The 12,410-nt window shown below is 65.3% G+C and carries 7 protein-coding genes; 2 read left to right on the top strand and 5 right to left on the bottom strand.

Annotated features, from left to right (window positions below; all coding sequences use genetic code 11):
- Nucleotides 1-220 precede the first annotated feature (220 nt).
- The gene (locus tag ACEQZ0_RS01620) at nucleotides 221-1,114 is read left to right on the top strand and encodes a CoA ester lyase (protein ID WP_370187714.1); all 894 of its coding nucleotides are present in this window, start codon (nucleotides 221-223) and stop codon (nucleotides 1,112-1,114) included.
- Between the two features lie 87 nt (nucleotides 1,115-1,201).
- On the opposite strand, the gene ACEQZ0_RS01615 is transcribed toward ACEQZ0_RS01620, so the two are convergent.
- From ACEQZ0_RS01615 to ACEQZ0_RS01595, 5 genes are all read right to left on the bottom strand, one after another.
- Complete coding sequence (locus tag ACEQZ0_RS01615) at nucleotides 1,202-1,933, bottom strand: 3'(2'),5'-bisphosphate nucleotidase CysQ (protein ID WP_370187711.1); 732 nt, start codon at nucleotides 1,931-1,933, stop codon at nucleotides 1,202-1,204.
- A gap of 91 nt (nucleotides 1,934-2,024) precedes the next feature.
- A complete protein-coding gene (locus ACEQZ0_RS01610; protein WP_370187709.1) occupies nucleotides 2,025-3,446 on the bottom strand; it encodes a sugar MFS transporter in 1,422 nt (473 codons plus the stop codon).
- Between the two features lie 111 nt (nucleotides 3,447-3,557).
- The gene (locus ACEQZ0_RS01605; RefSeq protein ID WP_370187706.1) at nucleotides 3,558-5,933 is read right to left on the bottom strand and encodes a glycoside hydrolase family 3 N-terminal domain-containing protein; all 2,376 of its coding nucleotides are present in this window, start codon (nucleotides 5,931-5,933) and stop codon (nucleotides 3,558-3,560) included.
- A 224-nt stretch (nucleotides 5,934-6,157) separates the two neighbouring features.
- The gene (locus tag ACEQZ0_RS01600; RefSeq protein ID WP_370187703.1) at nucleotides 6,158-7,219 is read right to left on the bottom strand and encodes a LacI family DNA-binding transcriptional regulator; all 1,062 of its coding nucleotides are present in this window, start codon (nucleotides 7,217-7,219) and stop codon (nucleotides 6,158-6,160) included.
- A gap of 178 nt (nucleotides 7,220-7,397) precedes the next feature.
- On the bottom strand, nucleotides 7,398-10,739 hold the full coding sequence (locus ACEQZ0_RS01595) for a TonB-dependent receptor (protein ID WP_370187701.1): 3,342 nt from the start codon (nucleotides 10,737-10,739) through the stop codon (nucleotides 7,398-7,400).
- Between the two features lie 153 nt (nucleotides 10,740-10,892).
- Between ACEQZ0_RS01595 and ACEQZ0_RS01590 the strand changes: the two genes are divergently transcribed.
- Entirely contained in the window at nucleotides 10,893-12,395 is a 1,503-nt protein-coding gene (locus ACEQZ0_RS01590; RefSeq protein ID WP_370187698.1) for a tryptophan halogenase family protein, read from the top strand.
- The last annotated feature ends 15 nt before the right edge of the window (nucleotides 12,396-12,410 follow it).

Genomic DNA, 12,410 nt, shown 5'->3' with positions numbered 1-12,410 from the left:
ATGCCGTTCGAACGGCGACAATCCTATGCCGGGGCCAGTGCCGCACCCAGTCACGCTCCTCTCCTGCCCCATGCGTTCGCCGGTTTTCGGGGAATCGCATGCTCTCCGGGCGATGGTTAGCATACCGCACAACCGAAAGTGGGCAAGCGCCAGCATGCCGACGCTACGGCATGGCGCTTTACCCTTGACGCGGACGACCGCATTCGCCTCAAGCACCCACATGAGTGAGACATTCCAGCCCCGGATCCGCATGCGCAGCTGGCTGTTCGCCCCGGGCGACAGCGAGAAGAAGATGGCCAAGGCCGCCGAAGGCGAGGCCGATATCGTGATCTTCGATCTCGAGGATTCGGTGGTCGAGAGCGGCAAGGAAAGCGCGCGCGCAGCTATCGCCGATTTCCTGAACGGCAGAAGCGATGAAGAACGCGCGCGGCTGTGGGTGCGGGTGAACCCGCTCGACGGCGCGTGGACCGCCGACGATTTGGCGGTGGTCATGCCGGCGCGGCCCGGCGGGATCATGCTGCCCAAATCGCGCGGGCGGCACGATGTCGAGGAGCTCGATCGCCAGATGACCGCGCTCGAAGTCGAGAATGGGATCGAGCCGGGCTCGACCCCGGTGATCGCGCTGGTGACCGAAACCGCGGCGGCGATGTTTACCACAGGCGATTACGGCGGCGCGCCGCGGCTGGCGGCGATGACTTGGGGCGCCGAAGACCTTGCGGATTCGATCGGCGCGCAGAGCAACAAGGATTTCGATGGCGATTTCGCCTTCACCTACAAGCTTGCGCGCAGCCTGTGCCTGCTTGGCGCCGCGGCAGCCGAGGTCGTCCCGGTGGAAACGATCGACACCAATTTCCGCGACCTCGAGGCGCTGCGCAAGCGTGCGATCGAGGTGCGCCGCCAGGGCTATCGCGGGATGCTGGCGATCCACCCGGCGCAGGTTCCGGTGATCAACGAGGCCTTTACCCCGAGCGAGGATGAGATTGCCGAGGCGCGCGAGATCGTCGGCCTGTTCGAGGCCAATCCCGGTGCGGGGACGATCGGCTGGCAGGGCGGCATGCTCGACCGTCCGCATCTCTCCCGGGCGCGCCAGTTGCTGGCGCAGGTCGAGGGCTAACCTTCAGTCATTGCGAGGAGCCGCAGGCGACGCGGCAATCCAGACGGCGCGGGACTGGATTGCTTCGCTACGCTCGCAATGACTGAATCAAGCTAGCTTACCGACCTCCCCGAGCACCCGCTCGGCCCATTCGGGGCGGCAGATGAGCAGGTCGGGCATGTAGGTGTCTGCATTGTTGTAGATCAGCGGGCTGCCGTCGATGCGGCTCGCGTGCAGGCCATGCGCCAGCGCGACCGCGGCGGGCGCAGCGCTGTCCCATTCATACTGGCCACCGGTGTGAAGGTATATCTCCGCCTCGCCACGGACCACCGCCATCGACTTGGCCCCGGCCGATCCCATGCCGACCAGTTCGGCGCCGATCGCTTCGGACACCGCGACCGCTTCGGCCGCGGGGCGCGTGCGGCTGACCACCATGCGCGGCTTTTCGGAACTTGCTGGCATGGCGATCGGCTGGTCGGTGCGCAGGACCATGCCGAGGCCGGGCAGGGCGACCGCACCGATCTCGGGCTTGCCATTGATGCAGAGCGCGACATGGACCGCCCAGTCGGTCCGCGCTTCGCCATACTCGCGCGTGCCGTCGACCGGATCGACGATCCATACGCGGTCTTTCGACAGGCGCGCGTCGGTGTCCTTGCTTTCTTCGGACAGGAGGCCGTCTTCGGGCCGCTGCTCGCGCAGCGCATGGACGAGGAACTGGTTGGCGGTCTGGTCGCCCGCCTTGCCCAGCGCCTTGCCCTCGAACATGCCGCTTTCGCGGACCTCGATCAGGATCCGGCCCGCCACTTCGGCGAGGTGGGCCGCGAGTTCGGCGTCGGTCATGTCGATATTGTTCCCTGTGTCCAAAAGCTTGGGGGGCCGCATGGCAGACCGAAGCCGCCTTGCGAACCCCCGAACTGTTGCAGGTGCGAAATCAGGCGGTGGCGGGCTTGCGCGCGTAGATCCCGAAGGCTGCAATGATCGCATAGCAGGAGATGGGCAGGATCATCGCCGTGCCGAGGCTGCCGCTGGCATCGGCCAGCATTCCGGTGAGCAGCGGGATCACCGCGCCGCCGAAAATCGCGATATTGATGATCCCCGACCCGTCGGCTGCCTTGAGCCCGAGCTTTTCGCAGGCGAGCGAGAAAATCGTCGGGAACATGATCGAGTTCATCAGGCCGACCGCCAGCAGGCTGTAGCCCGAGACCGTGCCCGTGGTGTTGGTCGAAACCAGCACCAGCGAAATCGCGCCCAGCGCCACGCCCATCAGGACGAGGCCGGGGCTGACGAAGCGCAGCACCAGCGAGCCGATCACGCGGCCGACCAGCGCACCGCCCCAGTAGAGGAAGATCATGTCGCCCGCCGCGCGCTCGGTCAGGCCCATGACGCTGTCCTGCATGAGGTAGTTGACGATGAGAGAGCCGATCGCGACTTCGGCGCCGACATAGAGGAAGATGCATGCAGCCCCGAAGGAGAAGCGCGTGCGGCTGAGCAGGGCGTTGCCCCACAGCCAGATCGCCGGACCGATCAGCAGGAGTGCCACGCCGGGGATTTCATTGCCCTGGATCACCAGCCAGCCGCCGATCACGATCGGCACGATTCCGATGAGGTAGCGGGTCATCGTGGTGAGCGCATCGCCGCGCATGGCTTTGGCATCGTGCGGCAGCTTCTTGCGGTTGAGCCAGACGACCAGCGCAATCACCGCCAGCGCCACGGCAAGGCCGATGTAGGTCGATACGATGGCCGCGCTTTCGGCCGTGCGATATTGCTGCAGCTCGGCGCCCGAAAGCTCGGCTGCGCTCACCCCGGCAAGGCTGCCCAGGATGAGTGCCGAGCCCACGATCGGGAATATTGTGGTGCCGAGGCTGTTGAAGGCCTGGGCGAAGGTGAGCCGGCTGTGGACCGTCTTCTGCGGGCCGAGAAGCGAGATCAGCGGGTTGGTCACGACCTGAACGATCACCACGCCGCTGGCGAGGATGAACAATGCGCCGAGGAACAGGCCGTAGGTCGCCGTCTGGCTGGCCGGAATGAACAACAGGCACCCGGCCATCATGATCAGCAGGCCAGCGACGGCCCCGCGCATGTAGCCGATCCGCTTGACCAGTTCGGCGCCGGGAATGCCGATCATGAGGTAGGCGGTGAAGAAGCAGAACTGCACCAGCATCGCCTGGGTGTAGTTGAGCGTGAAGAGCTCTTTCAGCTTGGGCAGGATCACGTCGTTGAGCGAGGTGATGCCGCCGAAGATGAAGAACAGCGCGAAGACGAAATATTGCAGGCCCGGCGCATTTACATGCGTGCCCTCGTCCTCGAGCGGATACGGATCGGTGCTCGTCGCAACATCGGGTGCGAGTGCCATGTCAGATTTCCTCCCTGGGCACGGTGCGACATAGAGGTGCCCGGCCGTATTTCTTCCTGCGTGGTGTGACACGCCATAACCGCGTCACAAGACGAATACGAATGCATTCGTTCAGAACGAGCAGCCGGTTCCTTCGGCCATCTCCTCGCGCCTGATCGAGGCGATGTCGAAGGTGAACGCGCCCCGCGAGGTGAAGGTCAGCGCGTCGCCGAGCCCCGCGGCGCATTGCCCGGTAATGACCATTTCGCGCCAGTCCTTCTCCGCTGCGATGGAGAGTGGATGAGTGAGGTCGATGGTCGCGTCGCCCACTGCAAGCGTGACCGGCCGGGCGGGTCGCTGGGCCACGCGATAAACGATGCGATAGGCGCCCGATCCCTCGCTCTCCTGCGCGATGGTCAGCGAGGCGCCGGGCGTGAAGGTGATCTTGCGCGAATCCTCCTGCGCATTGCGATCGATGCCCACGGCGGTGACACCCGCGGCCGATCCGCGCAGATCGGGGAGGGCGGCGCCCCCCGCGGTGGCGGAGACACCGTCGGCGAAGCGGCCGTTGACGAACCATTCGGCGCTATCGCCAGCGAGCAGGGCATCGCAGGTCTCGTCGAGCGTGCGCAGCGGCGAGGTATCGCCGAGCGCGCGGCCGTAGCCGACCGCGAACAGCGCGCCGTCTGGGCCGTTGAGCGGGCCGAAATCGCAGGTCTCGGGCCAACTGAAGCCGAGCTTGCCTGTCGCCGGGGCGGCGCCCGTGAGGACGTCGGCCACGCCCGCGCCCTCGCTCCCCGGCAACCAGGCCGCGACGAAGGCATCGGCAAGATTGAGCTCGCGATTGACCCACATCGGCCGCCCGCTGAGGAATATTGCGACCGTCGGCACGCCCGCCGCCTTGAAATTGCGCAGCAGTTCGAGGCCCTCTTCGTCGCGGAAGGCGAGATCCTTCCGGTCGCCCGCAAATTCCGCATAGGGCTTCTCGCCGAAGACCACCACGGCCACGTCGGGAGTGTCGGTATAGCGTCCGTCGACCGACAGCCGCGCGGTTCCCCCGCTCGCCTCGGCGGCATCCTTCAGCCCTTGCCAGATCGAGGTCGCTCCGGCGAAATAGCTGTTGTCGAGTTCGCCGCCGCCCTGCCAGGTCAGCGTCCACCCGCCCGCCGCCTGCGCGATATCGTCGGCCGCGCTCCCGGCGACGAGGATATTCGCCCCCGCCTTCAGCGGAAGCACGCCGTCGTTCTTGAGCAGTACCTGCGACTTGGCCACCGCCTCGCGCGCGATGGCGCGGTGCTGCCGCGATCCGAGCAGGTCGTACTGGCCGGCATTCGGCCGGTCGGATGGCTTCAGGATACCGTCGAGCAGGTGCGCGCGCAGCTTAACGCGCAGGACCCGGCCGACCGCCTCGTCGAGCCGGGCCATGGGGATGGTTCCGTCCTGCACTTGCGCCACGGTGGTTTCGAGCAGGCCCTTCCAGTCGTCGGGCACCATGTAGATGTCGAGCCCGGCGAGCAGCGCCTGCGGGCAGTCGGTATTGGTGCAGCCGGCGACCTGTCCGTGGCCGTTCCAGTCGCCAACGACCAGCCCATCGAATCCGAGCTCGTCGCGCAGCACGCCGGTGAGAAGCGCCTTGTTGCCGTGCATCTTGCGGCCGTTGATCGAATTGAAGCTCGCCATCACCGCTTCGACGCCCGCCTCGATCGCGGCGGGGTAGGGGGCGGCATGGATCGTCTTCAGCGCGTCGATATCGCCGGTGACTTCGCCCTGGTCGACGCCCTGGTCGGTTCCGCCATCGCCGAAGAAATGCTTGGCGGTGGCGATGACGTGGCCCGCGCCGAGGCGGTTCGGGTCGCCCTTGCGGCCCTGGAGGCCCTCGATCAGCGCGGCGCCCAGCGGCGCGACGATGGCCGGGTCTTCGGAATAGCTTTCATAGGTCCGGCCCCAGCGGTCGTCCTGGGCCACCGCGATCGTGGGGGAGAAGTTCCAGTCGATGCCGGTCACCTCGATCTCGACCGCGGTCGCTTCGCCGATGCGCCGGACGAGATCGGCGTCGCGCGTCGCGCCGAGGGCGATATTGTGCGGGAAGATCGTCGCGCGGACGACATTCGTGTGGCCGTGGACGGCATCGGTGCCCCACATGGTCGGGATCACGGGTTCGCCGCCGGGCATGGGCGCCACCGAGGCGAGGTACATCTCGTCGGCGTAGCGCAGCCATTCCGAAGCGGGTGCGAACTCGTCGCCATAGGGCCCGCCGTTGCCGCCATTGAGGTAGCTGCCGAAGCGATAGCGGCGCATGTCCTCGGGGGTGAACGAGCCGATCTGCGGCTGGATCAGCTGCGCGACCTTGCGTTCGATGCTCATCCGCGCGAGCAGATCGGCGATGCGCGCATCCTCTTCGGCCACGGGCGCCGGCAGCGCGGCGTGACCTTCCGGCCGCTGCATCGGAGCCGTGGCGCAGCCCGCCAGAGCCAGGGCCGCAGCCGTCGCCATCAAAAAGCTTTTCATTCCGAACTTCCCCTCCGCGTCCCCGATATGAATGAGAACGTTATCAATAGACGGGACTGCCATGCGGATCGGGGAAAATCAAGCGGCCGCCGGGTGGCTTCATGCGGTTTTCCCGCGAAGCGCCGAAAGCGCGTGGCGCCAACGCCGGGGTGATCGGCTTGCAGCGTGTTCCGCGATTGCGCCGCCCTCTTGCGACGATGGCGCGAACTGCCCAATCGACGGCGTCAGCTACTGCTGCGTGACGGCGCGCGCGCGGTCGATCCGCGAACGACCAGTTCGCCCTCGACCACGACCGGCTGTTCGGGCGTGCCGTTCTTGCGCGTGTCGATCAGCAGCTCGACGGCGCGCGCCGCGGTTCGCGCGATCGGCTGGTCGAGCGCGGTAAGGGCGGGGGTGGTGAAGCGCACCACGGGGGTATTGTCGAAGCTGACGATCGAGAGGTCGCGCGGGACATCGAGCCCGCGCTCCTTCGCAACCTCGAGCGTCGCCAGCGCCATCTGGTCGCTGCTGGCGATGATCGCGGTCGGCGCTGCCTCGCGGTCGAGCAGGGCACGCGCCGCGACAAGTCCGCTCTCGAAGCCGAAATCCCCCCTCTCGAGCAGGTCGTCGCAAGCAAGTTCGGCATTGGCCATCGCTTCGCGCCAGCCGTCGACGCGCCAGCCCGAAAGGCTGTATTCGTCCGATCCGGCGATGAAACCGATCCGCGTGTGGCCGAGTTCGATCAGGTGGTCGGTCGCCTTCGCCGCGAGCAATTCGTCGCCCATCGTCATGGCAATGCCGGGCCCTTCGGCTTTCGATCCGATCCGCGCGAACGGAATTCCGCGCTCGGCCAGAAGCCCGGTAATCTGCGGATTCTCGGAATGCGGCGGCGTCACGATCACCCCGTCGGGCTGCAGGGCCGCGATCGCGGCGCCCAGTTCGCGTTCGACATGGTCGCTATGCGTGTCGACCAGCTCGAAGATCATGCGATAGCCGCGTTCGGCCGCCGTCAGCATGCCGCCCAGCAGCATCTGGTCGACCCAGTCGCGTCCGTCGCGCGCGCGCCAGTCGGCGATGGTCCGGTCGCGGTCGTTGATCGCCAGGATGAGGTATGAGCGCGACCCGCTCATCCGCTGCGCGGCGATCGAGGGGACATAGCCGAGCTTGTCGATGCTAGCCTGCACCCGTTCCTTCATCGCCGGGCGGACATTGGGCTCGTTGTTGATGACGCGGCTCACCGTTTGCAGGGAAACCCCTGCATCGGCTGCCACGTGCTTGATGGTCACTGACTGACGTCGCCGACCCATCCGAATTCGCCTCCTGGCCGGACGCGCTCCGGCCTGTCGATCCTAACGACGGCACTATTCCGATCAATGCGGCAGACGTGCCCTGTTGTGGAATAGGGGCCGCACCCCCGCATGAAAACGATCCGGGCTCCCGTCACGACAACAGGAGCCCGTCTCGTCAGTCGCTAACCCTGCCCGATCAGAAATTGAAGCGGGCAATGAAGGTGTAGCGTCGGTCGTTGCGGAAGGCCGCGCTCGTGACCCGGGTGCCGTCGTAATCGACGACCGTCGAGAGCTTGGTCACCGAGTCGAGCAGGTTCACGCCCTGGATGCCCAATTTCAGATTGTCGGTGACGTCGTAGAAGATCGACGCGTCGAGCTGGCCACCTGCATCCTGGTAGATCGGCGAGAACGGGAAGAGGTCGTCCCGTACCGTGACCACGAACTCGCTGCGCCAGTTGTAGGCAGCGCGAGCCGAGAACGGCCCCCGCTCGTAGAACACGGTGGCATTGATCGTGTGCTCCGAAATGCCTGCCAGCGGGAGTTGCGATACGAACGGTCCCGCGTTGATCGGGGCGCCGTCGGAATTGACCGAGGGCGAACCGATGCCCGAGATGTTCGGGTTCGGGAAGTCGCCGCCGTCGACATAGGTGTACGACAGCTGCGAGCCCAGTCCGCTGAGGAAGCCCGGCAGGAAATCGTACGTCTGCTGGTAGGCGATTTCGAAGCCTTTCAGCGTACCGTCGATATCGTTGGCGGGGCCGTTGATGATCACATCCTGCGACGTACCGCTGGGCGCGGTGTAATTCACCAGGCCGCGGCCGTTCTGCACGATACCGTCGATGTCCTTCATGAAGAGAGCCGCCGTGATCGAGCCGACGTCGTCGAAGTACCATTCGGCGCTCAGATCGTAGTTCCACGATTCGATCGGACGAAGGTTGCGGTTGCCCGTGCTGATCGCAAGGAGCGGGCCGCTGTCGACATTGCCGCTGAAGCCGAGCACCCCGCCGGCGTTGAACAGGTTCAGGTCGGGGCGCGAAATCGCCTTCGACACAGCGCCGCGGATGACCACGCCGGTGCCACTGTCCAGCTTGATGTTGAACGCCGGCAGCCAGTGATCGAACCGGATGTCGCTCGTATCGGGAACCAGTTCGCCGGTGAACAGCGAAGCGTATTCCGCGAGGCGCGCGCCGGTGAGCTGGCAGTAGAGCACCTCGGGGGCGAAGCCTCCCGGCGGAACCGGCGGGCAGGAACTGGTGATTTCCGCGGGTTGGACGACGCCGTCGCCGTTGCCCCCGTTTGCCACCGCGTCGAATTGCTGCGGATCGGGGAACGAGACCAGCGCATCGTTGCTGACCTTCGTTTCCACGTAGCGCAGGCCGATGTTGCCGCTGACGGTCCAGCTGCCGCCGAGGTCGGCTCCGTAATCAAGGCGCGCATAGGCGGCCGAGGTAATCTCGGTAACGTCGGAGATTTCCGCCGGGCAGAACGGATCGCACTGCACGACCGTGCCATCGGCCAGCGTACGGCTACGCCCGTTGACGCCGAGATTGAAGCGTTCCGGCGATTGCCCGGCAGTCGAGATTTCGTCCCACTGCTGGTCGGTGACCCCGTCGAGATATTCCTGCAGGAAGTCGTCGCCGCCATAGAAATAGGCGCCGCCGTTTTCGATCGGAGTGGCTGCCCGGCCGCGCTGGAAGTTGTCGGCGAAGGGGGTGCGATACTGCGACGCGTTCGGGAATTCGTCGGTATAGACCCCGCCGGCAATGGCGAATTCCTGCCCCGGCAGTCCGGTGTAGAACCGGCCCGGGGTGAAGCCCGCCCAATCGGGCACATAGGGGCCCGGTCCCGAGAAGCAGCCCGGACCTTCGCCCCAGGGCGCACAGCCTGCACGGCCTGCCCAGGGAGCTGAAAGGTTGCCCCAGGTGCTGAAGTTGGTGTTGCGGTTCACCCGGTCGCGCGCCGCCCAGCGGGCACCGAAGGAGGCCTTCTTGAAGAAGCCGTCGTCGCTGACGTCGTATTCGAAGTCGCCGGCCAGGCTGAACAGATTGCCCTCGTTCTTCTCGCGGCTGTCGAGGCCGAACCAGTAATAGGTGAAGAACCCGCTGGTGAAATAGTCGGCGGGCGCGCCGGGAGGGGCGAGGAATTCGATGTTCGGTATGTTGCCGGTAAGGTCGACTGAAATGTCGGACCAGGTGCTCATCGCGCCGAAGACCGAATCGCGAGTGAGCTTGGAATCGACATACTGCATCTCGACATGGCCGCGGAAGCGGTCGGTGAAGTTCATCTCCGCGTCGAAGGAGATGTCCTGCGTGACCGAATTCGTGTCGCGCAGGAAGCGCAGCGAATCGGTCGGAATGCCACCGAGGCCATAGGGCGTCGCATATTCATTGCCGACGTTCTGCGTCAGGATGCCGCTCTGGAAATTGCCGTTGGCGTCGAAGGTCCAGTCGGTGCCCGGCCGCGGGCTCGGCGAGGAGACGCCATCGTCGATTCGGCCGAGAATAGCATATTCTTCGGTGAAGAAATCGGTCTCCGAACGCAGGTATTCCAGCGTCATCAGCAGGCCGCCGTCGAGCGTTTCGAACTGCGCCACGCCCGAGAAGGCCTCGCGATCGCGATCGAGCGTGGTCGAACGAACGTTGGCGAACTGCGGTACGATGACCGAATTGGCCGGCGGGAACTGGTCCGGGCCGAGCAAGACATCACCCTGGAAGCCGCCCGAGTTCACGTTCTGCGCACGCAGGCAGCCTCCGCTGAGGTCGGCGTTGCGATAGCAGGGGTCGACGATCTGCGAGGCGTCGGTGCGGCTCTTGAGCTTCGACTTCGAATAGCTGACCTGCAGCCCGAAAGTGCCGGCACCGGTCTCGAACGTATCCGAGGCCAGGATGTTGAAGGTCGGCGACCATTTCTCGCGCAGGTCGCCGTAGTTCGCTTCGATCGAGCCGGCGACATGGAAGCCGGGATTGTCGAGCGGCTTGCGGGTGACGAGATTGACCATCCCCGCGATGTGGCCCTCGATCATGTCCGCGGTGCTGTTCTTGTACACCTCGACGCGGCCGACGAGTTCGGGCGAAACATCCTCGAAACTGAGGACGCGGCCGCCATTGGCCGAGAAGATGTCGCGACCGTTGAGTTCCGAGCGCGTGTAGGGCAGGCCGCGGATGATGACCCCAGTGCCTTCGACCGAGAAACGCGTCGGATCGGAGGTCTTCTCGAACCGGCCGATATTGACGCCCGGGACGCGCTGCAGCGTTTCGGCGACCGACCGGTCGGGAAGCGCACCGATGTCCTCGGCGGTGATGACGTCGACGACGGTGTCGGCGTTTTCCTTGAAGTTCTGGGCCGATTCGAGCGACGCCCGATAGCCGCTGACGATGATGAGGTTCGCGTTGGCGGCGGGCGTCGCGACTGCGGCGTCGTCCTCTGGCGCCTCCTCCGTCTGCTGGGCGAAGGCAGGGCAAGCCGCGCTCAGCGCTAGGCTCGATGCTGTGGTGAGTGCGGCGATGCGGCGCGCGGCACCCGGCTTGGTGCGAAACATGTATCCTCCCTTATCCCAAGACGTCGCAGTTTGGATCCTGCAATCAGCCTGTCACATAACGTGTCTTGTGAGCGTTCACAAGACGTCATATGAACGTTAACAATCGGGCGTTGCCGTCTGGCAACAGCGCGTCATTGCTGGCATGGGTGGGACATGGCTATCGAGCATATCGTAATATTGGGCGGGGGGACGGCCGGCTGGATGGCGGCTGCCGCCCTCTCGCGGATCCGCGACGGACGCGATCTCGCGATCACGCTGGTCGAATCGGAGCAGATCGGCACGGTCGGCGTGGGCGAGGCGACGATCCCGCCTTTCGTCGACTTCCAGAAGGTGCTTGGTATCGACGAGCGCGAGATGCTCGCGGCGGCGCAGGGCACGTTCAAGCTGGGGATCCAGTTCGTCAATTGGGGGCAGGTCGGCGAGAGCTACATCCACCCGTTCGGCGCCTATGGCTACGACCTCAACGGGATTTCCTTCCATCAGGTCTGGCACGCGCTGCGCCAGCGTGGCGACAAGCGCCCCTTGCAGGCGTTCAACCTCGAAACGATGGCCGCCTATTTCGGCAAGTTCTCGCGCACCGAGGACTATGATCGCGACGATCTTCCGCCGATGAACTATGCCTATCACATAGACGCCACCCGCTATGCGCAGTTCCTCCGCCAGTATGCGGAGAGGCACGGGGTGGTGCGGCAGGAGGGCAAGGTCCGCTCGGTCCGCCAGCATCCCGAGACCGGTTTCGTCACCGGGTTCACGCTCGAGAGCGGGGTCGAGGTCGAAGGCGATTTCTTCGTCGACTGCACCGGATTCAGGGGCGTCCTGATCGAGCAGACCCTGCAGACCGGTTATGAGGACTGGACGCATTACCTGCCCTGCGACCGGGCGGTGGCGCTGCCCTGCAATCGCGACGACGGATCGCCGCCGCCGCCTTTCACGCGCGCTACGGCGCATCGCGCGGGATGGCAGTGGCAGGTGCCGCTGCAGCATCGCAACGGCAACGGCCATGTCTATTGCAGCCGCTACATGAGCGACGACGAGGCGCACGATATCCTGGTCAACAACCTGGCGGGCAAGCCCACGGCAGAACCCAACTTCCTCCGCTTCGTCACCGGCCGGCGCAAGAAGTTCTGGAACAAGAACGTGGTCGCGCTGGGGTTGGCCTCGGGGTTCATGGAACCGCTCGAATCCACCTCGATCCACCTTATCAATACCGGTGTGAACAAGCTCATTGCCACACTTTCGCTCGACGGGGTGCACGAGGCGCAGGCGAGCACCTACAACCGCCTGACGGTCAAGGAATACGAACGTATCCGCGATTTCCTGGTGCTGCACTACAATGCCACGCGCCGCGACGATTCCGATTTCTGGAATTATGTGCGCACGATGGAGGTGCCCGCCACGCTCACCGAAAAGATCGAGATCTTCAAGGCCAACGGGCAGATCTTCCGCGAGGAGGACGAGCTGTTCACCACCACCAGCTGGGCGGCGGTGATGATGGGGCAGGGCATCGCCATGGGCGGAACCAGCCCGATGGCCGACGGTATCGCCGACGTGACGACCAAGGAAGTCGACGAGATGGAGAAATCGATCCGCTGGCTGGTTCAGCACATGCCCGGCCACGGCCAGTATCTCGGCAAATATTGTCCCGCGCCTGCCTGAGCCTTGCCCTCCACA

Origin of the sequence: Qipengyuania sp. (genome assembly GCF_964227205.1) — a bacterium.
GTDB lineage: Bacteria > Pseudomonadota > Alphaproteobacteria > Sphingomonadales > Sphingomonadaceae > Qipengyuania.
The sequence above is the reverse complement of the archived record's forward strand: the minus strand, read 5'-3'. Positions and strand labels throughout refer to the sequence as shown.